This is a genomic window from Hymenobacter amundsenii, assembly GCF_002204745.1.
Taxonomy (GTDB): domain Bacteria; phylum Bacteroidota; class Bacteroidia; order Cytophagales; family Hymenobacteraceae; genus Hymenobacter; species Hymenobacter amundsenii.
In genome coordinates this window covers 16706-38785 of sequence record NZ_NIRR01000010.1, presented here as the reverse complement: position 1 = coordinate 38785, position 22080 = coordinate 16706, and the positions used below count along the sequence as shown (strand labels likewise).

The following is a 22080-nucleotide window of genomic DNA, read 5'->3' as shown; positions in this document are numbered from 1 at the left end:
ATTTTCTGCGTAGGCCCCTCCATGACAACTTTACACACCGCCACCCCCAACTCCCCCCTCGAATTGCGCGACCGGCTGGCGATGGAGCGCACCCGCCTGGCCAACGAACGGACGCTGCTGGCCTACCTGCGAACTGGCATGGCACTGGTCATTGCTGGCTTCTCGCTCATCAATTTCTTCCGCGACAATGTGTATGTCTGGGCCGGCGTCCTGTTCGTGCCCATGGGGTTGGTTATTGTCGTGGTTGGCTGGTTGCGCTACCGGGTGCGGGCACGCCACATCGAGCAGTACGTGGCCGCCGCCGACGCCATGGCCTAAGAGCATGGAAGTATCAGAAACCCGGTTTCCAACGTTTAGGCTGTTAATGCTCCACACCCGCTCCATGTTTGCCAAGTACTTTTCCAGCGTTGCCTGTCTTCTGTTGGGCCTGCTGCTGCCAACGCTGCCGGCCGAGGCCCAGCGCCGCCTGCGCTACGCCGACTGGCAGCTGGTTTTTGAGGATGATTTTGATACCTACCGCGACGTGGCCGACATGGCCGCCCGCTCGCCCTGGCAGTTTACGCCCGACAACTACCGTACGCTAGTGGGCAACCAGTACGAAGACCAGTATTACGACCAGCGCAACGCTACGCTGCGCGATGGCAACCTTTACCTCACCGCTCGCCCCCTGGCCGAGCCGCTGGCCTACAATTTCACGCTCGATGGCCGCGATACCACCAAGCTGCTGCACTACGAGTCGGCCTGGATTACGCTCAAGCCCGACTTCCCGACCAACCCGGCGCTGGGCGACACGGCCCGCTGGGAGGGCAACCGGGGATTTCAGTACGGGCTGTTTGAAATCCGGTGCCGGTTTGGCGGCGGCGCGGGTACCTGGCCGGCTTTCTGGCTCACCAGCGGCCCCACCGAAATCGACGTGTTTGAAGGCGACGACAACCGCAAGTTCTCCAACAACCTGCATTACCCCTCCAAAGGGCCTTTCCAACGCCAGCAGGCCGAATATGAAATGCCTTCCAGCAATGACCTGGCCGCCGACTTTCACATTTTTTCGGTGGTCTGGTCAGCCCAGGAGGTTACGTATTACCTCGACCGCAAGCGGTTGCGGACCGTTCCTGCCAGCCACATCCCGACCTATCCCGCCCCGGCCAACATCATTGCCAACCAGGCCGTGGTATCCTACGCCGACCTCGCCAACTGGCCCCTCGATGCGGCGGGTAACCGCTACAGCAGCCTGATCATCGATTACATCAAGGTCTACAAATTTCGGCCCGGCCGGTAGCGGCTTAGCCGGCCGGAAACGCCGCCTGCACCAGCCGGGCCGTAACCAGCACCTGGCCTAGGTGGCGGGTAGTATGCTCGGCCGCGTGCACGAGCAGGCCCACCACGGTACTCGGCAGGCTTGCCCGGCCCACCGCCCGGGACTCGGGCAGTACCGCCTCGGGCGTAACGCGGAGCAACTCCAGCAGTGCCTCGACGCGCTGGCTGAATTGCTCCAACAACTCGCTTAGGGTTTGGGGCGAAGCTGGGCCGGTTTCTTCGGCGGCTAGGTAGGCCAGCTGGGCTTCGGAAAGGGGTTGGGCGCGGGCGTAAGTGTGCATCCGGTCGAGGACGCCGGCCAGGTGGCGCAAGTGGAAACCCACCGAGGCGACCCCGGCGGGCCGGGCCGCCAGCAGTTCGGCCGGAAAACCGACCAGCGCGGTTTGCAGCTCCTCACGGGCCTGAAGCAAGGAGTGGGCCACGGGCTGGAGCAGGGGCGAAATGCCGGGCACGGGGCCGCGGAGCCAGACTTCGGGTTGGGCAGGCATACAGGTAGAAACAGCGGTAAAACAGCCAGCAAAGGTGGCCAGAGTAAACGCCAACGGGCCTACCGTTGTTTCCCGACGCGCCCAATTGGTCCCACTTGCTTTTTGCTTGGCTTGCCTGATAGCGGCCAACCGGCGGCGGGCTGCTACCTTGCGCTATGCTTGGCTGCAAGCGCCCACCTCAACGCGTATTCCCTCATGCTTTCAGTGTCGCAGCGTGGTCAGCTGCTCCCGCCCTCGCCCTACCGCCATCTTACGCCCTACGCCGAGGCCGCCCGCCAACGCGGCCTGACGGTGCACCCGCTCAATATCGGCCAGCCCGACATCGAAACCCCACCCCTCATGCGGGCGGCCGTGCAGCAGGCCGACATCCGGGTACTCGAATACGGCCCCTCGGCCGGGTTCGACTCCTACCGCCAAACCCTGGCCGCCTACTACCAGCGCCAACGCCTGAACGTAACGGCCGACGATATTATCGTGACGACGGGTGGCAGCGAGGCCATTTCGTTTGCGTTGCTGGCCTGCCTGAATCCGGGCGACGAGTTTATTGTGCCGGAGCCATTTTACGGGCCTTACCAAGGCTTCGCAGTGGCTACCGATACCCGGCTGGTAGCCGTATCGTCGTACCTGGAAGATGATTTTGCCCTGCCGCCAGTGGCGGCTTTCGAGGCCCTGATTACGCCCCGCACCCGCGCCATCCTGCTCTGCAACCCCAACAACCCCACCGGCTACGTGTACGGCCGCGCCGAGCTGGAACAGCTCGCCGGCCTGTGCCTGCGCCACAACCTGTACCTGCTGGCCGACGAGGCCTACCGCGAGTTCTGCTACGACGGCGCCTTTACCAGCGCCCTGGAGCTGCCCGGAGCCGAGCAGCACGTGGTACTGATCGATACCATTTCCAAGCGCTACAGCGCCTGCGGGGCCCGCATTGGGGCGTTGGTCACCAAGAACAAGGCCCTGCGCGACGTGGTGTTCAAGCTGGCCCAGTTGCGGGTGTGCCCGCCCGGCCTCGGGCAGTTGCTGGCCCAGGCCGCCGCCGACCTGCCCGCCGACTATTTCGACCACACCAAAGCCGAGTACCAGGCCCGCCGCGACCTGATGGTGCGCCGCCTGCAGGCCATGCCCGGCGTGCGCTGCCCCGAGCCCCGGGGTGCGTTCTACGTGCTCTGCCACCTGCCCGTCGACGATGCCGGCCGCTTTGCCCAATGGTTGCTCGAAGACTTCGACCTGCGGGGTGAAACCATTATGGTTTCGCCGGCAGCCGGTTTTTACGCCACTCCTGGGCTGGGCCGCCAGCAGATGCGCCTGGCCTACGTGGTCAGCCACGACATTATTGAGCGGGCCATGAATTGCCTGGAAGCGGCCCTGCAGCAGTACCCGGGCCGGCAGGAGTAGGGGGCGGGGCTTGCCCCCGCCCGCCGTTGCACGAAAATTACGTGCATTGTCCAACAATGGGTGGAAAAAACCACGCGCTTACTCGGGCCGCGCGCTTTTTTTCGTAGTTTCTGGGCTGATTCTTGTTTTGCTTACCGCCATGAAACGACTGCTCCCGCTGCTTTTACTACCCCTGCTGGGGGCCACGCCGCAGTTCCCACCAGCCCCGCCCCGCTCCGAAACTATCCGTCAGCTCACGTTGCGCATCAACGGCAAACCCGTGCCGACCGATACCATCAGCTCCCGTTTCTTCCTCAGTGAAGACCGCGCTCTGCGCCTCAACATCGTGCGCGCCGACGACCCCGACGGCCAGGGCCTCAACATCATCATCGACCGGTTTCCGGTGGAAGCGGGCACCTATAAGTTTCAGGAAATTCTGAGCGGCCGCAACCGCGACGCTTCCTACCGCTACGGCAAAACGTCGGCCTACTCCAAGTCCTGCTCCGACAACCCCGGGGTAGTCACGATTACGGGCGTGAACAGCGAGAAGCATTGGCTGCGCGGCACCTACCGCTGCCAGGTCTGCGAGGTAGGCCGCGGGGCCCGGCGGTTCACGCTGGAAGGTGAGTTCGAGTATCCGGTGGAAAAGGAGTAAGTAGGGAATTAGGGACTGGATCGAAAAGAACGTCATGCTGAGCGGAGTCGAAGCATCTCTACCGCTTCGTTGTAGTACTAACCCAACACCAGGAGTTAATTTTACAACGAAGCGGTAGAGATGCTTCGACTCCGCTCAGCATGACGTTCTTTTTGATTCAGTCCCTAATTCCACCCATGCCCTCCTCTACTTTCCTCCGAATAACCACCGCCGCTGCCCTGCTACTGTGCGCGGGCACTGCCGCCCAGGCCCAAACCACCGCCCCCAACCGCTTCATCGCCGACAGCCTCGACAGCTACGTGCAGCGCGGCATGCGCCTCTGGAACATTCCAGGCTTGGCCGTGGTGGTCGTGAAAGATGGCCAAGTGGTAACCCAGAAAGGCTTTGGCGTGCGCGAAGTGGGCAAAGCTGCCCCCGTGGATGCCCAAACGCTGTTCATGATTGCCTCCAACACCAAGCTGTTCACGGGCACGGCCCTGGCCAAGCTCGATGGGGAGAAGAAAATCAGCCTCGACGACCGGGTAACCAAGTACCTGCCCGATTTCCGCCTCTACGACACCATCAGCACCCGTTTGGTCACGGTGCGCGATTTGATGAGCCACCACCTCGGCTTTAAAACGTTTCAAGGCGACTTCACCTTCTTCAAATCCAACCTGGAGCGGGCCGATATTGTGCGCCGCATGCGCCTGATGCAGCCCACCCGTGAGTTCCGCAAGGATTACGGCTACTGCAACGCTGGCTTCGTGACGGCCGGCGAAATCATTCCGGCCGCTACCGGCGGCACTAGCTGGGAAAGCTACGTGCAGCAGAACCTGCTGCAACCGCTGGGCATGAGCCGCACGTTCGTGTCGTCGGTGGAGTTCGCCAAGCAGCCCAACATTGCCGCGGCCTACTCCAACACGTTCGGGCCGCTGGCCAAGGTACAGTTCGATAACTGGGACAACATGGGCCCCTGCGCCAGCATGGCTTCCAATGTTACCGACCTGGCCCACTGGCTCCGCTTCCAGCTCGATAGTGGCCGCTACGAGGGCCGGCAGGTGCTGCCCTGGGCGGCGCTGCGCAAAACCCGCGACGCCAATACCATCATCACCAGCCGCAAGTCGGCCACGCTGCCCATGCACTTCGTGTCCTACGCCCTGGGCACCGAAACGGCCGACTACAACGGCCGCCAGATTTTCTGGCACACCGGCGGGGCCTCGGGGCAGGTGAGCAACGTGTGCTTCGTGCCCGAAGCCAACCTGGGCCTGGCCGTGCTCACCAACAACGACAACCAGAGCTTCTTCGAGGCCCTGCGCTACCAGATCCTCGACAGTTACCTCGGCGTGCCCTACGTCGACCGTAGTGCCCAGGCCCTGGCCCGCCGCCGCGCCGGCGAGTTGGCAGCCGGACCCGACCCCACGCTGGCTCTAGCTGCCCGCGTTGCCAAGAAAACCAAGGCCCCGCTGCCTCTCAAAGCCTACGTAGGCGAGTTCGAGAACCCGCTCTTCGGCCGCATCCAGGTCACCCAGAAGGGCAAGCAGCTCCTCGTGGCCATCCCCAACCACCCCGGCCTCACCGCCACCCTCGACTACATGGATGGCCAGGAGTTTCGCGCCACCTACTCCGACCTCGTATTCGGGGTGCTGCCCGCCAAGTTCGAAATCGAAAACGGCCAGGTAAAAAACCTGGAGCTGCGCGTGAACGACTATGTAGAGCAAGACCCCTACGTGTTCGTAAAACGATAACCCGCCGCCGCTCCGTTTGCGCAATATGATGCCGTATGATTGTAGCGCGATGCTCCAGCCTCGCGTATCGTTGCTGACTTAACAACGTTTCGTTCAACGACGCGCGAAGCTAGAGCATCGCGCTACAGTTCTTGAGCCCTGGCGACAAAAATAGGGAGGCCCCGATGTACATCGGGGCCTCCCTATTTTTGTTGATTGCACTTGGCGGCAGTTTTACGCCTTCAGGCTGTCCATGTCGATGACGAAGCGGTACTTCACGTCGGACTGCATCATGCGCTCGTAGGCCTCGTTGATGTAGTCGATATTGATAACTTCCACGTCGCTCATCACGTTGTGCTCGGCGCAGAAATCCAGCATGTCCTGGGTTTCCTGGATACCACCGATCAGCGAACCGGCAATGCGGCGGCGCTTGGCAATGAGGTTGAATGCGTGCAGTTGGGCCGCTTCGGGCGGAACGCCGAGCAGCACCATCGTGCCGTCGAGGCGCAGGCTGGCCACGTAGGGCATCAGGTCGATGGGGGCCGATACGGTGTTGATAATCAGGTCGAAGTAGTTGCTGATGCTTTGCATTGCGCCTTCTTCTTTGGTAACCACGAACTTGTGGGCCCCGAGGGCTTTGGCGTCGGCTTCCTTGCCGGGCGAGGTGCTGAGCACGGTTACTTCGCAGCCCATGGCGGCAGCGAATTTCACGGCCATATGGCCCAGGCCGCCGAGGCCGATAACTGCTACCCGGTCGCCGGCCTTGGCTTTCCACTGGCGCAGCGGCGACCAAGTGGTGATGCCAGCGCACAACAGCGGGGCCACGCGCGACAAATCGAGCTTCTCGGATACGTGGAGCACGAATTTCTCGGTGACTACGATGTTGTTGGAGTAGCCGCCCTGGGTGATGGAGCCGTCCTTGTCCTTGGCGCTGTAGGTACCCACGAAACCGTTGTCGCAGTACTGCTCCAGGCCCTCGTTGCACTCGGCGCAATGCTGGCAGGAATCTACCATACAGCCCACCCCGGCCAGGTCGCCTTTTTTGAAGCTTTTGACGTGGGCGCCGACTTCCGTCACGCGGCCCACGATTTCGTGGCCCGGTACCATCGGGAACATCGAGCTTCCCCACTCGTTGCGGGCCTGGTGAATATCGGAGTGGCAGACGCCGCAGAACAGGATTTCGATGCGAACATCATGGGGCCCCACGTCGCGGCGCTCGAAGCTGAAGGGAACGAGGGGTTGGTCGGCGGCGGGGGCGGCGTAGCCTTGGGCTGCAATCATAAGAAGGAGTTTTTTCGTAGCGCACCGATTGTTCGGCGCGAACCAGCATAACTACTGACAGCCCTATTTGTTCCGGGGCGGCTGCTTTTGCCTGCTTTTAATGGTGCGTTTGCCGCAGCCGGCGTACCTTAACCGCCGGTAAAATTCAGCGGGCTTTACTGGCAAGTAGCCCGCTTCCCTATTTCTTTTATCTTCCTATGGCCCCTCAGACTTCCTCCGCTCCTGTTACCGCCGTCGGCGCCGGCCCCAAACACAACTCGCTGGGCCTGCGCATCTGGCACTGGTCCAACTCGGGCCTTGTGCTGGCGCAACTCATCACGATTCTGTTCCTATTCGTTATTGTGAAGGTAAAAACGCTGGCTCCCGAGTTCAGCAAGGTGCTGGCTGAAAAAGGCGTGAACCTACCGGCCGCGGAGCTACGCGGCCTTACCCGCATCATCGCCCACCGCATCTGGGACTGGCATATCTGGATCGGCATTACCATCTCGTGCCTGCTGGCTTACCGCGTTGTGGTGAGTTTCCTGCAGCGCGGCGGGCAGCGCACGGCGGCCAAAATCGAGACCATCAAGGCCCGGGCCGCCGCTGGCGAGGCTGGGGCGACCAAGGCGTTGTGGGTGCGTTACAGCTACCGCGCCTTCTACGTAGTGCTGGGCGTGATGGTCGTTACGGGCCTCATTCTGGTGTTCGAGGATTACTTCCGTAGCCTAGAGCATTACGCCAAGGAAGTGCACGAAATTTCGATGTACATCGTGCTGGCCTTCGTGGTAGCCCACATCGTGGGCATCTTCCGGGCCGAAGTTACTGAGGAGCCGGGCGTCGTATCGGCCATGATCAACGGGGGCGAGCCTGCCGAAGGCGTTTAGCCAGAACAAGTAGGGTGCGGGGCTTAGCTTCGCCCCTACCTGTTTTTGTCCAGCTGCGCCTGGGCGTCGTCGTGGGCTGAAATAGGTTTGACGGTCGGGCTGTCGGAGGCCGGCGGCGCCTGCCACCCCTCGCGTAGCATCTGCTCTACCTGCTGCCCAAGCCGCTTGAGCGACTGTTGGGAAAAGCGCACCTGCAACCGCCGGCCAAACAGCTTAAAGCCTAGCCAATAGAAGGGGTTGCGGATGCGGCCAGTTTGCGATACGGCGTGGATGTGGCACCACACGCGGCCGGTCGTGAGGTTTTTGTGCACGATGAATTCAATCTGGCCCCGCTCGAAATGGCCTTCGAGGGTGCGGTAGTTGTAGCCCCACACTTGCTCCTGCCCACCCTCGGGCAGCGGTCGGGTTTCGTCGGTTACTCCCCCGATGCGCACGCCGAACCAGAACGAAAAACCCAAAAACTGCGCCCGCAACACCATTACGCGCTGGCTAAGGGGCTGGTCGGGCAGAAAGATGCCGCTGATCAGGCCGGGCGGTGGAAACGAGTAGCGGCGCAGTACCTCGCAAGCGGCGGCCCAGGAGCCGCGGGCTGCGGGCGGGCCGGGCGCTTCGGTGGGCAGCTCGGTTTCGTAGTCGTCGACGCGCCAGCCGGTGGCGGCAGTATAGTCGGTTAATTGGTCGGGGTCAAAGTTATAACCCGTTTGGGTGTAGGCATCGAGGCGGGTCCGTTGGCGGGGGCTGAGGGCGGCGGAATCAGGCATCGGGCGTGGCATGAACAACATCGTTTTCGTCGCGCCGGATGGTTTCGACCTGCACCGGCCCCAGCCAGAGGCCGCCGCTGAGCTTGCCCACCCGCTCGCAGAAGGTTTCCCAGGTTTGCTGCTGCACCAGCCGGCCCAGGCCCAGCGTATCGTAGGTGAAGGCCACCAGCCCGTCGCGGGAGCGGGCCCAGGAATGAATTTCGAAGCGCACCGTGGCGGGCAGCGTGTCGTGAGGACGCAGTGAAAAACGGATGCGGCCGGCCTCCGGGTGGTTTTCCAGGGTGGCCAGCTCGAAGAAATCGGCTCCCAGGTCGGTCACCCGCACGTCGCCGTTCCAGGGGCCCAGAATTTTGATGCGGAACTCGTCACCGACTTCCAGGCACCCGGCTGCTCCCTTCGACTTCTCGAAATCGGCTAGCAAATCGGGCGAGAAATCGGGTAGGTGGCACTTTACATGGTCGAGCAGCTCGGCGGCCGACTGGCGCGGATGCTGCACATCGAGCCAGTAGCGGCGCTCGAAAAACGGGCCGCTGCCGGTGTAGGCGGGTTGCTCGGGTTTAGGCATGACGAAAGAAAAAAAAGGTCCTGTCAGCATTAACGCAGCCCGCGGCGGCGGGTTATCGGCAACCCCGCCCCGGCTGCAACAGTACACCCGGGTTCACCCCCGGTACTCCCCCGATGGCCTACTTCCGCCCCCCCGGCCCCGCGCCCGACCCACAACTGGTTCGTGAGCTAACCCAGTTACAGGACCAGATGCGCAACCAGATCCGCCTGGAGCCCCCGCCGGGCGAGCTGCGCTACATTGCGGGCTGCGACTCCTCGTTTCCGACCCCCGACACGGTGCTTTCGGTGTTTATTGTGCTGGAGCTGCCTTCGCTGGGCTTTATTGAGAAGGTCTACCACGTTGGCCCCGTACCGCTGCCCTACATCCCAGGGTTGCTCTCGTTCCGCGAAGCGCCCAACCTGCTGCGGGCTTACGAGAAGCTGCGCCGCCAGCCCGATATTATCATGGTCGACGGCCACGGCATTGCGCACCCCCGCCGCATGGGCATTGCGGCCCATTTGGGCGTCGAGCTCGATGTGCCTACGTTCGGGGTGGCCAAACAGCGCCTGACCGGTGTTTATGAGGAACCGGCCCTCACTAAGGGCAGCATCACTCCGCTCACCGATAAAAACGGCGAGCTACTGGGCCAGGTAATCCGCAGTAAAGACAAAGTGAAACCTTTGTTCGTGAGCCCGGGCCACCGTTGCGACCAGGCTACCGCCACCCGCCTTACCCTCGCCTGCCTGCGCGGCTACAAACTGCCCGAGCCCACCCGCCTCGCCGACCATTGGGCCGAGGAGTTTAAAAAGGAGATTCGGTAGCGCACCCCACTCCCTACCCCCCCTCGTTGTGCTTAGAACAAGGGGGGTTAGGGAGTGGGGTGAATTCGAGCAACGACTTCAACGACTCGCCCGCTTCTGCTGGCAGCTTCAGTAGCCGGGCTACGGCCCGGTATACGGCTTGGGCCGCAATGGCCTCGGCCAGAATCCCGCGCTGCTGGCCGGCCTGGGTTGACTTGGAGAGTTTCTGGCCGTTTTCGTCAAGTACCAAACCGTGGTGCAGAAACCGGGTCTGCTCGAAACTGATTTGCCCTGGCAGGTACTGCGCCAGCCACAGTTGGGCCGCCGTGCTGGGCAGCAAGTCCAAGCCCCTAACGACGAAATTGACGCCTAAGCGGCCGTCATCGAGTACTGATGCTACCTGGTAGGCGGCCGCGCCATCTTTTTTGCGCACCACAAAGTCGCCTAATTCCTGGGCCAGGGCTGCGGTTTGCGGGCCTTGGGCCAGGTCGGGGAACGTGATGGTGGTGTTGCATGGTACGCGGGCCCGCCAGGCAGCATGGGGCTCATCGGGGGGCAACTGCAACTCCCGGCAGGTGCCGGGGTAGCGGCCAGCAAGCGTGGCCGTGCGAGCCAGCGCGGCGCGGGAGCAGCGGCAGGCGTAGAACAGGCCGGGGTGGGCGGCGCGGGCAGTTTGCAGGGCAGCTTCGTACTCGGGCAAGCGGTGTTGCTGGGAAAAGTGCCGCTCGAAATCGTCGGGGCCGATGGGGCCGTGGTCGTAATCGAGGCCCAGCCAGTCGAGGGTCTGGAAGATGTTGTTTAGGTAAGCCGGCCGGTAGCGGGCCCGGTCCAGATCGTCGATGCGCAGGTGCAGCGTGCCGCCCGCCCGGCGCGTGAGCAGCCAGGTAAGCGTGAAGTTGACCGCGTTGCCCAGGTGCAGAAACCCGCTGGGCGTGGGCGCGAGCCGCGAAACGATGGGCGTATCCAAATTCATTACCACCGCAAGCTACGGCAGAATCCGCGTCCTTCAAACGGCGGTTTAGCAATCAAAAAAAGGCCTCCGAATTGCTTCGAAGGCCTTTTTTCAAATAATCCTGCAGCCCTTACCGGGCGCCGGGAGGGCAGTGCTCTTTCAGGTACTTGGTGAAAGTAGTGGCCAGGTGGCGGCTGGTGCCCTCGCCCTCCGAGATGCTGTGCGTGCGGTTCGGGTAGGCCATCATCTGGAAGGGCTTGTTGTTTTTGATGAGCTCATTAATCATCTGCTCGGCGTTGTTGAAGTGCACGTTATCGTCGCCGGTGCCGTGGATGAGCAGCAGGTTGCCGCGCAGGTTCTTGGCGTAGTTCAGGGGCGAGTTATCCACGAAATAATGCTTGTCTTCGGGTAGCAGGCCCATGTAGCGCTCCTGGTAGATGTTGTCGTAGTTGAGCTGGTTATCGACGGCGGCAATGGAAATGCCGGTTTTGTAAATCTGCGGATACTGGAACATCAGGTTCAGCGTGCTCGACCCGCCGCCGCTCCAGCCCCACACCGCCACGCGGCTGGTGTCGATGAAAGCGTTCTGCTGCATGAGCGCCTTGGCGGCCATGGCTTGGTCGCGGATGTTGATTTTGCCAATGTTATGGTAGATGGATTTGCGCCACTCGCGGCCCTTGGGCGCGGGCGCGCCGCGGCCTTCCACCGAGGCGTAAATGTAGCCATCGTCGGCCATGCTGCCCTGGTAGAGGCCGTTAAAACCGGTGCCAAAGCGGTCCACCACGGTTTGGGCGGCGGGCTCGCCGTACACGGTGAACACGATGGGGTACTTCTTGGCGGGGTCGAAGTTGGTGGGCTTCACCAGCCAGCCGTCCATCGTAATGCCATCCTCGGTTTTCACCTGGAAAAATTCGGGCTTGGCCAGCTTGATGCTTTTGGCTTGCTCCGGCACCTCGCTGCCGCTCAGGCGCTTATGGTCGGGCAGGGCCACCACGTCGGATACGGGGTAGGTGGCGCTGCTGGAGAAGCTGTGCACGGCCAGCCGACCGTTGGGCGAAATGTCGTAGCTGTGCGAGCCAGCCTGCGCCGCCGGCGACACCCGCTCGGCCTTGCCGCCCTTCAGGGCTACTTTATACAGGTAGGTTTGGGTGGCGTTCTGGGGCGAGGCCATGAAGTACACCGTGCCGCTCTTCTCATCCACCAGGTTCAGGCTGATCACGTCATAGTCGCCTTTGGTGATAAGCTTCTCCTTTCCCTTGCGGTCGATGGTGTAGATGTGGCGCCAGCCGTCTTTCTCGCTGAGCCAGACGAAGCGTTTGCCGCCCTCAATCCAGTCCCAGCCCACGGCTTCTTCCTTGGCATCCACCCAGGCCTTATCGGTTTCCGAGTACAGGGGCTTGGTTTCGCCGGTGCCGGCGGCGCAAAGCATGATCTTGCTTTCGTTCTGGCGGCGGTTGAGCTGCTGCACAATCAGCTCGGAGGGGCCGGCCCACTCCATGCGGGGCAGGTAGTGCTGCACGGCGTCGCCCGGAATCTGCATCCAGGTGGTAGCGCCCCCCGTTACGGGCACCACGCCAATGCGGGCCCGGCTGGGGTCTTCGCCCACCACGGGGTACTCCACCGGCACCGTAAACGGGTACAGTTGGTCGGTGGTGTTGAGCATCAGGTAGTTCTTGGTCTGGCCCGCGTCGAGCTGCCAGTAGGCCAGGGCGTGGCCATCGGGGGCCCAGCGGAAACCGTCGCGGCAGTTGAGCTCCTCCTCGTATACCCAGTCGAAGGTGCCGTTGATGAGGCTTTTGGTGCCGTCGGTGGTCAGGGCTGTGGCCGTGCCGGTGGCCAGGTCTTCCACGTACAGGTTGTGCTCGCTCACGTAAGCCACCTTCCGGGCATCGGGCGAAAACTTAGCGAACATCAGCGAGGAGCCGGGCCGGTCTTTGCCCACCTGCCGCAACGTTTTGGTCGCCATATCGAACACCCAGAAGTCGCCGCGCGAGTCGTAGCGCCATACTTTACGGGTGTTGGTGTTCAGGATGATTTTCTGCCCGTTCTCCGACAACGCGAAGCGGCGCACTTGCAGGGGTTCGGTCTGGCCGGCGGGTGTGAGCTGGGCCTTGCTGATCAATACCACCCGCTTGGTTTCGTCGCGGGCATCAATCTGCACGATTTCGTCGCTATCGGTCTTCAGGTAGCCATTGCCGTCCTGGGTCCACTGCAACCCGCCCCCGAAGGAAGGCCCCTGGGCATGGGCGGCCCCGAGGGCCGCCAACTGCAGAACAACGGCCGCGGCGGCCACTTTCCGCGTGAAGATTCTGAACATAAGGGCTGCGTATGAGAATCAAGGAAGAGGATTGGGCGGGCAAATTACGCAATGGCCACAGTTTACCGGGCACCGCCGATGGGATACGGCCGCTGCCAGAACCGCTGGCCCACCACCGCGCCAACGGCCAAATGGCACACTGGCGGCATCAACGTTGCACCTTTCGGTCAAACTGACATTATTCACCTTCCAGGAAGCAATAACTGAACTTTTTGGCGCAATACATGTATGTACACATATCAACCTGTAAGCGGCCCGTTGTCGCCTGCTTTTAGCCAACTGATTATGCAGACTACCCTTCATCCTGCCGACTCCCGGGGCCACGCCAACCACGGCTGGCTCAACTCCTACCACAGCTTTAGCTTCGCCGGCTACCACAACCCCGCCCGGATGCACTTCGGGGCCCTGCGGGTACTCAACGACGATACCGTGGCGGGCGGCATGGGCTTTGGCGCCCACCCCCACGACAACATGGAAATCATCAGCATTCCGCTCAGCGGCACGCTGGAGCACAAGGATAACGCCGGCAACCACGGCATCATCCGTAGCGGCGACGTGCAGATGATGAGCGCCGGCACGGGCATCGCGCACAGCGAGAAAAACCACAGCAGCTCCGAGCAGGTGAAGTTCCTGCAGATCTGGATCATCCCGAACAAGCGCAACGTAACGCCCCGCTACGACCAGCAGAGCTTCCGGGCCGAAGACCGCCGCAACCAGTTTCAGCAGGTGCTTTCGCCTTCGCCCGACGATGCCGGGGTCTGGATTGAGCAGGATGCCTGGTTTCACTTGGCCGATTTCGACGCCGGCCACGCGGCCGGGTATCAGGTGAAGAAGTCGGGCAACGGCGTGTACGTATTCGTGCTGGAAGGCGAGGCCACTATCGCCGGCCAGCAACTGCGCCGCCGCGACGGGCTGGGCATCTGGGAAACCGAGCAGTTCGACGTGCAAGCCACCACCGATACCCAGCTGCTGCTCATGGAGGTGCCCATGCAATTCTAACCTGCTTTTGCCAGTGCCGCGTGCTGGCTACGAAGCCCGTTCACATCCGCACCAATCTGGGAGCAAGCCTGTCCCCACCAGCTACCTCATTCTGGAGCCCATCTGCCAGCGGTGAAGCACGGCCGATTCCGCTCTTTCCGGAGCCCTACCGGACTGACTGCGCCTGCCGAACTACCTGGCCAAAAGCCCTGCAACCGATAGAGGCCATATAATTGTATTATTTTTCTATTTACTTGCAGGCCCCGTCGAATTGACGGGGCTTCATTATGCCTACACCACAGCTCATAATCGTGCTATTAAACTATTAGTAAATAACACATTATAATTATTATTAGTGAATTAGCCCGATAGTCCCCACTTTTGTAACTACTATTTAGGTGAATACCCTTTTTTCATGAAAGCAACGAGTTTTACGGTGGCTTTATGCCTGGTAGCGGTGAGCCTGAGTACGGCCCAGATTTTACCCTACCAACTTCCTCCGCGTACCCTGGTGGCGCTGGCCGATGTACCGCCCATGCCCCGGGTAAGCTTCTCTTCTGATGGGGAATGGCTGCTGCAAATGGATGTGCAGGAGATGCCCACCGTGGCTGACCTGAGCCAGCCAGAGTTGCGCCTGGCGGGGCTGCGCCTCAACACCGTCACGAATAGCCCCAGCCGCGTTACCTACGTGTCGGCGCTGCACCTGCGGCGCCTGCCCGATGGCAAAGAGCTGCTGGTGCAGGGCCTGCCGGCCAACGCCCGCATCAGCAATGTGCAGTGGTCGCCCGACAACACCAAGCTGGCCTTCACCCACACCTCGCGCAACCACATGGAGCTATGGGTGGTGGAAGTGGCCTCGGCTTCGGCCCGGCTGATACCCAATATCTTCCTGAACGGGGCCCTGGGCATGCCCTATGAGTGGGTATCCGATAGCAAAACCCTGATTGCCCGGGCCGTAGTGGGCGGCCGCGGCCAAGCCCCTAAATCGGCCCAAGACCCTACGCCGGGCCAGGACCCTACGCTGGCCCCACCTACCGATAGTCGCACCCCGGCGCCCCGCACGTACGCCAACAACCTCAAAAGCGCCCCCGACGAGCCCCTGCTCGACTACTACGCCCTGGCCCAGGTGGTGCGGGTAGGCCTCGACGGCCGCATGGGCCCGGTGGGGCAGCCCGGCCTGATTCAACAGGCAACACCTTCGCCCAACGGCCAGTACGTGCTGGTGCGCACTTACCTACGGCCCTACCCTTACGGGCTGCCTCTCAACCGCTTTGGGCAACGGGTCCAGGTGCTCACCATGGACGGCCTCATAGCCAAGGAAGTAGCAGAGCTGCCGGCCGTAACCGAACTACCCGCCGGCCCCGACGCAGTGCCCACCGGACCGCGCGAGTTTGGCTGGCGCGAAGATGTACCCAGCACCCTGTTCTGGGCCGAAGCCCAGGATGGCGGCGATGCCCAGGCGGCGGCACCAGTGCGCGACCGGATGTTCACGCTGGCCGCTCCCTTCGATGAGGCTCCGCGTGAGCTGGTCTCGCTGCCGCTGCGCTACCGCCGCATGTACTGGGGAAACGACCAGTTGGCGCTCATAGAAGGATACAACCGAGCCGAGCGCCAGGAAATCCTCTGGACGCTCGACCCGGCCACGAAAACATCGTTGCAACCACTGTTCGAGCGCTCGACCCAGAACACCTACACCGACCCGGGCACGCCCGCGGTGCAGCGTAACAAGCTGGGCCGGCCGGTGCTCCAGACCAACGTTGTCGGCAACACGATTTACCTGCTCGGTAAAGGGGCATCGCCGGAAGGCGACCGGCCATTCGTGGACGAACTAAACGTGCTTACCAAGAAAACCCAGCGTTGGTGGCGCTCCGAAGCTCCCTACTACGAGCTGCCGGTGGCCATCATCGACCCCACCAAGCACTTGCTCGTGACCCGGCGCGAGTCGGCGGTAGAAGCCCCCAACTACTACCTGCGCAGTACCTCGAACGCCAAAAACACGGCCCTAACGCGGTTTACGGACCCTTATACTGGTATGGGCCCCATGCCCCAGAAACAGCTATTGCGCTACCAGCGGGCCGATGGACTGGTGCTGACAGCTACTATTTACCTGCCGGCCGGCTACAAGAAAGAGGACGGCCCACTCCCGACCCTGCTCGAAGCCTACCCCACCGAGTTCAAGGACAAAGTGGCCGCCGGGCACATGAGCGGTTCGCTGCACTCGTTCACCCGCCTGCCCTGGGCTTCGCCCGTGTACTGGGCCTCGCAGGGCTACGCCGTGCTGCAAAACGTGCGCATGCCCGTGGTTACCACGGCCGGTAGCGCCAGCGCTCCATCCGCCGACTACGCAGAGCAGCTCACGGCCGCGGCCCGGGCCGTACTGGAGGAAGGCCGCCGCCTGGGCTACATTGACACGGCCCGGGTGGGCCTCGTGGGCCAAGGCACAGGCGCGTTCCTGACGGCCAACCTACTGGCTCACACCAATTTGTTTAAGGCCGGTGTTGCCCGTCCTGGCGTGCACAACCGGCCGTTGCTGCCGGTTCGGTTGCCGGGCGAGGAACGGCCGGCGCTGACAGCGGTAGATGCCTACCCCGCCCGCGCCCCGTTCAGCTTCCCCGACACCATCCGGACGCCCCTGCTGGTGCTACCCGCCGAACCCGACACCGAATCGGCGAGCTTCGCGGCCCAGAGTGAGCAGTTCTACGAGGCGCTGCAACGCAATGGGGCCAACGTACGCTACGCCGCGCTGCCCGGCGAAACCCACGGCTACACGGCCCGCGAGTCGCTGATGCAGGTGCTCTGGGAGATGAATACTTGGTTCGACACCTACGTGAAGAAGTCCGGCACCGCGCTACCAGCTACTTCCAAAGTCAACTAAAAACCGCCTTTGGCTTACAGCTCAGCAGCACACTATCCGGCCACGGCTCGGCATGTTGCTGGCCACTACCGGATACTAGCAGCCGCAGCCCGGCGCGGCGTCGGAGGAGGAGGAGCCAGCGGCAGCTGGCACGGGGGCACAGTCGAAAAGGCCGAAATGGTGCGTTTTGTCGCCTGTTACCCGGAAGTAGGCCCCGTAGCGGGTGTCGGTGAGCATGGCGGCCGTGTTGCCGCAGACCAGCATCGGGCGGTTGGTTTCGAGGCGGTGGTGGTCGTCGAGCTCGAAGGCGTTGGGCAGGCCGGGCAGCGTGCCCAGGTAGGTGGCAACCTGGCCGTAATCCTCGCAACGGTCTTCCAGATCGAGCTTGAACGCCCGCACCGTGAGCGAGTAGAACTTGATGTTGCCCACCTTGGCCTCGATTTCGGGGTTGCCAATGGTGAGGCGGCGACTGGAGGTGAGGCGGTAGTCGCGCACCCCAACATCGTGCAGCAGGCGGCGGAAATCGTCGATGTAAAGGGCGCCGCTCAGGCACTCGCCATAGAGCACCGGGTCTTGGCGCAGGCTTGCGGGAATGCGGCGGTCGGCGAATACGTCGGCGATGTGCATTTCGCCCCCGGGCTTGAGCACCCGGAAAATCTCGCGGTAAGTCGCCTCCTTATCAGTGCTCAGGTTGATAACGCAGTTGCTGACCACAATATCGACGCTGTTATCGGCCAGGCCGGCGGCCTGCAAATCCTCGATGTAGCCGTGGCGGAACTCCACGTTGGGCGCGGCGTAACCGAACCGCTCGGTGTGGGCCCCAATGTGGCGGCGGGCCACATCCAGCTGCTGCTCCGTCATGTCGAGGCCAATGACGTGGCCCTGCTCGCCTACCAGCTTCGAGAGCAGGTACACGTCGCGGCCGCTGCCCGAACCCAGGTCGAGCACGGTGCAGCCCTCCACGGCCGGGGGTACCGCCACCCCGCAACCGTAGTATTTTTCCAGCACCTCGGGTTCGAGCTGGGCCAGAATTCGCTTATGCTCGGCCGGAATATCGTCGGTGCAGCAGGCGTTGGTTTGCAAGTCGTGCTGGGTCTGGAGCTGGCGGCCGTAATAATCCTGAACCTGCTGTTGGGTGAGTTCTTCCATGAGAGATATGGGAATGCAAGTAGCCGAGGCGAAACCGTACGGCCGGACAAAATACCCATTTGTCGGCCTCCGGCAAGCGGCCGGGGTGCAACCTGCCGGTTGGTTTGGGTAGTATAGCCGCGTATGTACCTGTTTGTTTATTCCGATTTCTCGGCCGCTGCCCGCGCCGAGCTCCGCTGCCAACTTCCGGCCGGCACGGAGGCCGTGTTCAGCGCCGACTTGCCCACCGAGCAGCAGCGCCGCGCGGCCCTGGCCCGCGCCGAGCTACTGCTGGGCAACCCACCCGCCGACTGGCTTGCACCCCTGCCCACGCAGTTGCAGTTCTGGCAGATTGACTCGGCTGGCATTTCTCAGTACCAGCACCTGCGCCCTACTTTTCCGGTGGCCAATGCGGGCGACCTATTCGCCTGGCCCTGCGCCGAAACCATGGTGGCCGGGCTGCTAGCGCTGCTGCGCTACGTGCCCGAGCTGGCCGTTTGGCAGGCCCGGCAGCACTGGGAAGGCGGGCAGTTCCGGCAGCAACTGGGGTTGTTGCGGGGCCGGCGGGTCCTGATTTTGGGCCGGGGTACCATTGGGCAGGCTGTGGCCCAGCAACTCAGCGGCTTCGGGTGCCCGGTGCAGTTTTTGGCCCGCACCGATCCGCAGGCCCAGTTGCACACCCGCGCCGACGTGCTGGCCGCCCTGCCCAACACCGACATCGTGGTAAACTGCCTGCCCGGCAGTGCGGCGGGTTTCTTCTCGGCCGAGTTGCTGGCCGCGCTGCCCCCGCACGCCCTGTATGCCAGCGTGGGCCGTGGCTCTACCACCGACGAGCCCGCCCTGATTGCCGCCCTGCAAGAAGGCCGCCTCGCCGGGGCCGTACTCGATGTGACAGCCCAGGAACCGCTGCCGACTGATAACCCGCTCTGGAAGCTGCCCCGGGTGCTGCTCACCCAGCACACCGGCGGCGGCCACCTCGGGGAACAGGCCGGTAAGCTGGAGATTTTTCTGCGCAACCTGCACCGCTGGCAGCAGGGCGAGCCGCTGGAAAACGAGGTGGACCTAGCCCGCGGGTACTAAACGCAGCGTTGCCTCAGGACGGCTCAGCGAGCGGGCGCAGCCGTCAGCCTGCGAAACCAGTTCCCGGCTACTATTACCGTGCAACCATTGCTTCCGGGTCGGGCTCCTACGCCTACCATCTTACCCCGAGAAGCTATGCGTCGACGTTACTCTTTACTGCTGGCCGTCAGCCTGCTGATGAGCCTGAGCGCCTGCCCGATGGTGGACCCCATCGACCCGGTGCCGCTACCCAGTTACAGGCCCCAACTGATGGCCCGTAGCCAGTTGGAGCAAGCCGTGGCTGTATTGCCACCGCGCGAGTTGCACAACACGGGCAAAATCTACTTCCGCGACCCTTACCTGCTCATCAATGAGCAATACGAAGGGCTGCACATCATCAACAACCAGGACCCGACGCACCCGCAGCCGGTGGCCTTCTTGCGCATTCCCGGCAACGTGGACGTGGCCATGCAGGGATCCATCCTTTACGCCGACAGCGGCTCCGATCTGCTAACATTTGACATGCGCGACATGGCGCACCCGAGCCTGCTCAATCGGCTGCGGGAGGCGGTACCGGAGCTGCCTATGCCTCAAAACGGGCTGGTGCCTCCGCAGTACCAGGCGGCTAACCGCCCCGCCGACGCTGTAGTCATTGGCTGGCACAAACTCTAACCCTTCGGTCCAATGAAACATATTGCTTCCTTTTTCCGGTTGGGCACGATACTGCTAAGCCTGCTGCTGACGGCCTGTAGCGCCAGCAACGATGCCAGCCCAAACCTGGCTGCCGACAACGGGCAGGGTGGTTCGCTGGCCCGCTTCACGGTACTCGGCAACACACTCTACGTCGTCGACAACCAGAACCTGCGCCTGTTCAGTCTGGCGAATCCGACGGCTCCAACCCCCGGGCAGGTAGTTCCATTGGGACTGGGCATTGAAACGATTTACCCGCGGGCTCCCTACCTGTTTCTGGGCACTCAGCGCGGCATGTTTATCTTCGATGCTAGCGTACCTGCCCAGCCCAAGCAGGTAGCCTACTACCAGCACGTAGCCAGCTGCGACCCCGTGGTGGTGGATGACCGCTACGCCTACGTAACGCTGCGCGACGGCCGCACCTGTGGCGGCGGAGCCAACCAGTTGCAGGTAGTGGACCTGACCAACCTGGCCGCGCCGCGCCTAGCCCAGTCGTACCCCATGACGCACCCCATGGGCCTGGGCGTTGACAGTACGCTGCTTTTCGTGTGCGACAAGGAACAACTCAAGGTTTTCGATACCCGCGCCGCGCCCATACTATCCGCCCCGGAAATTTTCCGGGTGAATGTGTCCGACGTTATTCCGCACCGCGGGCTGCTGCTCGCCATTGGGCCGGATGGGCTATACCAGTACCGCTACCGCAACAACAAACTCACGGCCCTAAGCAAGCTTGCCGTTAGCCCAACCCGCAAATGAGGCGGTTGCTGGGGCTGGGGCTGCTAAGCGCGGGGCTGGCGGCGGGCGCACACGGCCAGTCGGTGCCGGCCGCCCCGGCCGCCACATTGCCCCCGCGCGCCTGGGCCCTGTCGGCAGATTTTATACCGCTGTTGGCCAGCGGCTACCACCTGAGTGCAGAAAGAAGAATCGGACAAAGCGGCCGGCAAACTATTGTCTTTACGCCCCAGTTCTACCGGGGCCCGGTCAACGACCTGACGTCGGCGCGGCACGAGGGTGCTACCGACCGGGTGCGGGGCTTCGGGCTGGCCGCGCAGCACCGCCTGTATTTGGGCCGCCAGCCCGAAGCCCCGCTGGCAGGCACATACCTGGCCTACGGGTTGGTCTACCAGCATTTTCAAATGCAGTTTCAATCGTTCAATTGGCAGCAGGAAGTAGCGCCCGACGGCCTTTTCTACTATGAGCACCGCCTGCGCGACCAAACCGAAGTCATCAATCGGTATGGGGCCACCGTGGTTGTAGGCCAGCAGCTGGAAATGCCGGGCAGCCCTTTTTTCCTCGACTTTTTTCTGGGGCTAGGATTGCGGCAGGCCTTTTCCCGGGCCACCTTACCCAACAAGCAATTCGCTACTACCCTTAGCGATTATGGCCACGCAGGCGCCTACCTGCCCATAGGCTGTCGGATAGGCCTGCGCCTGTAAGCTATGGGCCGCCCGCGCCCGGCTTGGTGAACACAACCTCGGCGGCAAGCACGGAGTAGGAAGGAAGAATCCACTCTCTTCCCCCTTTGCCATGGATGCCATTCGCACGTTTTCCGCCGATTCCGAAGCTGCCCTCTGGGAGCAGGTAACGGCCGACCTCAACAGCCAGCCCGACCTGTTCGATTACCGGGCTGATATCTGCCAGCCGCCCTACTGCATCCGGCTGGAGTTGGATATCGACCTGGGCGGCGGTTTCGAGGGTGGCTACGAAATCACGACGCTCACGGCGGTCGTGCCCGGACCGCCCGCCTTGCACTTCGCTCTCCACGAGCAGGATTGGGTACACGAAATCGGGAAGCTGCTGGGCCTCGAAGATGTGCAGCTGGGCTTTGCCGACCTCGACAAAACCTTCATCATCACGACCAACAACCAAAGCGCCCTGCGCCAGCTGCTGGCCGACCCGGCCATCCACGACACGCTGCTACTCCACCCGACGGCCCGCTTCACGCTGGCCCCGGCCTCGGAAGAACTCGGGGCCCCAGTGCTGCTCACGTTCAGCGAAGACCGCGCCGTGCTGGAGCCCGAACGCCTGCGGGCGCTCTACCAGTTGCTGCTGCGGGTGCTGCAACAACTTGCCCCGCAAACCTCCGCCCCTTCCGCTTAAACGCTAACCGGCCCCGCCACTATCCAGCAAGGACAGCGGCGGGGCCGGTTAGCGTTTAAGCGGCTTTACTACTGAAATCAGCGTCCCGGAATAAGGCCTACCAGGTGCAGCACCCAGGCCAGCGCATACACGCCCGGAATGCACAGCGCGTAGGCCCACCAGGGCATCCGGTTTAACCCGCGCATAGCGGGCCATTTGCTCCGTACTTCCATAAGGCATTAG

22 protein-coding genes are annotated in these 22080 nt (G+C 62.6%); 14 read left to right on the top strand and 8 right to left on the bottom strand.

Annotated elements, in window-relative coordinates:
- Positions 1 to 21: 21 nt before the first annotated feature.
- Positions 22 to 318 carry a DUF202 domain-containing protein gene (locus tag CDA63_RS08220; protein ID WP_088463972.1) on the top strand — a complete coding sequence of 99 codons (297 nt, stop codon included), beginning with the start codon at positions 22 to 24 and terminating at the stop codon, positions 316 to 318.
- 46 nt (positions 319 to 364) lie between these two features.
- Positions 365 to 1276, top strand: coding sequence for a glycoside hydrolase family 16 protein (locus CDA63_RS08215; RefSeq protein WP_165768241.1), 912 nt, complete (start codon positions 365 to 367; stop codon positions 1274 to 1276).
- Between the two features lie 4 nt (positions 1277 to 1280).
- Here the strand turns inward: CDA63_RS08215 and CDA63_RS08210 are convergent, their stop codons facing one another.
- Positions 1281 to 1802, bottom strand: a complete 522-nt coding sequence (locus CDA63_RS08210; RefSeq protein WP_088463970.1) for a DinB family protein — start codon at positions 1800 to 1802, stop codon at positions 1281 to 1283.
- 159 nt (positions 1803 to 1961) lie between these two features.
- On the opposite strand from CDA63_RS08210, the gene CDA63_RS08205 reads away from it, so the two are divergent.
- The 3 genes from CDA63_RS08205 (at position 1962) to CDA63_RS08195 (ending at position 5552) form a co-directional block, all read left to right on the top strand.
- The gene (locus CDA63_RS08205) at positions 1962 to 3194 is read left to right on the top strand and encodes a pyridoxal phosphate-dependent aminotransferase (protein ID WP_206780453.1); all 1233 of its coding nucleotides are present in this window, start codon (positions 1962 to 1964) and stop codon (positions 3192 to 3194) included.
- 139 nt (positions 3195 to 3333) lie between these two features.
- Positions 3334 to 3828, top strand: coding sequence for a hypothetical protein (locus CDA63_RS08200; RefSeq protein ID WP_088463968.1), 495 nt, complete (start codon positions 3334 to 3336; stop codon positions 3826 to 3828).
- 176 nt (positions 3829 to 4004) lie between these two features.
- Positions 4005 to 5552 carry a serine hydrolase gene (locus CDA63_RS08195; protein ID WP_088464041.1) on the top strand — a complete coding sequence of 516 codons (1548 nt, stop codon included), beginning with the start codon at positions 4005 to 4007 and terminating at the stop codon, positions 5550 to 5552.
- Between the two features lie 213 nt (positions 5553 to 5765).
- Here the strand turns inward: CDA63_RS08195 and CDA63_RS08190 are convergent, their stop codons facing one another.
- Positions 5766 to 6812 carry an NAD(P)-dependent alcohol dehydrogenase gene (locus CDA63_RS08190; RefSeq protein WP_088463967.1) on the bottom strand — a complete coding sequence of 349 codons (1047 nt, stop codon included), beginning with the start codon at positions 6810 to 6812 and terminating at the stop codon, positions 5766 to 5768.
- A gap of 197 nt (positions 6813 to 7009) precedes the next feature.
- On the opposite strand from CDA63_RS08190, the gene CDA63_RS08185 reads away from it, so the two are divergent.
- Positions 7010 to 7675 carry a cytochrome b/b6 domain-containing protein gene (locus CDA63_RS08185; protein ID WP_088463966.1) on the top strand — a complete coding sequence of 222 codons (666 nt, stop codon included), beginning with the start codon at positions 7010 to 7012 and terminating at the stop codon, positions 7673 to 7675.
- A gap of 35 nt (positions 7676 to 7710) precedes the next feature.
- Here the strand turns inward: CDA63_RS08185 and CDA63_RS08180 are convergent, their stop codons facing one another.
- On the bottom strand, positions 7711 to 8436 hold the full coding sequence (locus tag CDA63_RS08180) for a DUF1990 domain-containing protein (RefSeq protein WP_088463965.1): 726 nt from the start codon (positions 8434 to 8436) through the stop codon (positions 7711 to 7713).
- Positions 8429 to 9001: a DUF1990 family protein gene (locus CDA63_RS08175; RefSeq protein ID WP_088463964.1), complete on the bottom strand. Its 573-nt coding sequence runs from the start codon at positions 8999 to 9001 to the stop codon at positions 8429 to 8431. The genes CDA63_RS08180 and CDA63_RS08175 overlap by 8 nt, the downstream gene beginning before the upstream one ends.
- Positions 9002 to 9114: 113 nt before the next feature.
- On the opposite strand from CDA63_RS08175, the gene nfi reads away from it, so the two are divergent.
- Positions 9115 to 9801 (top strand): deoxyribonuclease V, encoded by a 687-nt coding sequence (gene nfi, locus CDA63_RS08170; RefSeq protein ID WP_088463963.1) that lies wholly within the window; start codon positions 9115 to 9117, stop codon positions 9799 to 9801.
- A 13-nt stretch (positions 9802 to 9814) separates the two neighbouring features.
- On the opposite strand, the gene CDA63_RS08165 is transcribed toward nfi, so the two are convergent.
- Together CDA63_RS08165 and CDA63_RS08160 are read right to left on the bottom strand one after the other, a co-directional pair.
- A complete protein-coding gene (locus CDA63_RS08165) occupies positions 9815 to 10753 on the bottom strand; it encodes a glutamate--tRNA ligase family protein (protein ID WP_088463962.1) in 939 nt (312 codons plus the stop codon).
- Between the two features lie 109 nt (positions 10754 to 10862).
- Positions 10863 to 13049: a S9 family peptidase gene (locus CDA63_RS08160; RefSeq protein ID WP_088463961.1), complete on the bottom strand. Its 2187-nt coding sequence runs from the start codon at positions 13047 to 13049 to the stop codon at positions 10863 to 10865.
- Between the two features lie 285 nt (positions 13050 to 13334).
- Between CDA63_RS08160 and CDA63_RS08155 the strand changes: the two genes are divergently transcribed.
- The gene (locus tag CDA63_RS08155; protein ID WP_088463960.1) at positions 13335 to 14048 is read left to right on the top strand and encodes a pirin family protein; all 714 of its coding nucleotides are present in this window, start codon (positions 13335 to 13337) and stop codon (positions 14046 to 14048) included.
- 394 nt (positions 14049 to 14442) lie between these two features.
- The gene (locus CDA63_RS08150) at positions 14443 to 16902 is read left to right on the top strand and encodes an alpha/beta hydrolase family protein (protein WP_088463959.1); all 2460 of its coding nucleotides are present in this window, start codon (positions 14443 to 14445) and stop codon (positions 16900 to 16902) included.
- A gap of 75 nt (positions 16903 to 16977) precedes the next feature.
- Here CDA63_RS08150 and CDA63_RS08145 read toward each other — a convergent pair whose 3' ends face one another.
- On the bottom strand, positions 16978 to 18030 hold the full coding sequence (locus tag CDA63_RS08145; RefSeq protein ID WP_088463958.1) for a methyltransferase domain-containing protein: 1053 nt from the start codon (positions 18028 to 18030) through the stop codon (positions 16978 to 16980).
- Positions 18031 to 18153: 123 nt separating this feature from the next.
- Between CDA63_RS08145 and CDA63_RS08140 the strand changes: the two genes are divergently transcribed.
- From CDA63_RS08140 to CDA63_RS08120, 5 genes are all read left to right on the top strand, one after another.
- Positions 18154 to 19089: a D-2-hydroxyacid dehydrogenase gene (locus tag CDA63_RS08140; RefSeq protein ID WP_088463957.1), complete on the top strand. Its 936-nt coding sequence runs from the start codon at positions 18154 to 18156 to the stop codon at positions 19087 to 19089.
- Positions 19090 to 19224: 135 nt separating this feature from the next.
- Positions 19225 to 19740 (top strand): LVIVD repeat-containing protein, encoded by a 516-nt coding sequence (locus CDA63_RS08135; RefSeq protein ID WP_126546779.1) that lies wholly within the window; start codon positions 19225 to 19227, stop codon positions 19738 to 19740.
- A 12-nt stretch (positions 19741 to 19752) separates the two neighbouring features.
- A complete protein-coding gene (locus CDA63_RS08130) occupies positions 19753 to 20514 on the top strand; it encodes an LVIVD repeat-containing protein (protein WP_088463955.1) in 762 nt (253 codons plus the stop codon).
- Complete coding sequence (locus CDA63_RS08125; RefSeq protein ID WP_126546778.1) at positions 20511 to 21194, top strand: hypothetical protein; 684 nt, start codon at positions 20511 to 20513, stop codon at positions 21192 to 21194. Before CDA63_RS08130 ends, CDA63_RS08125 begins: the two co-directional genes overlap by 4 nt.
- 91 nt (positions 21195 to 21285) lie before the next feature.
- Complete coding sequence (locus CDA63_RS08120) at positions 21286 to 21858, top strand: hypothetical protein (RefSeq protein WP_088463953.1); 573 nt, start codon at positions 21286 to 21288, stop codon at positions 21856 to 21858.
- Between the two features lie 77 nt (positions 21859 to 21935).
- On the opposite strand, the gene CDA63_RS21570 is transcribed toward CDA63_RS08120, so the two are convergent.
- The gene (locus CDA63_RS21570) at positions 21936 to 22070 is read right to left on the bottom strand and encodes a hypothetical protein (protein ID WP_262490653.1); all 135 of its coding nucleotides are present in this window, start codon (positions 22068 to 22070) and stop codon (positions 21936 to 21938) included.
- Between the last annotated feature and the right edge of the window lie 10 nt (positions 22071 to 22080).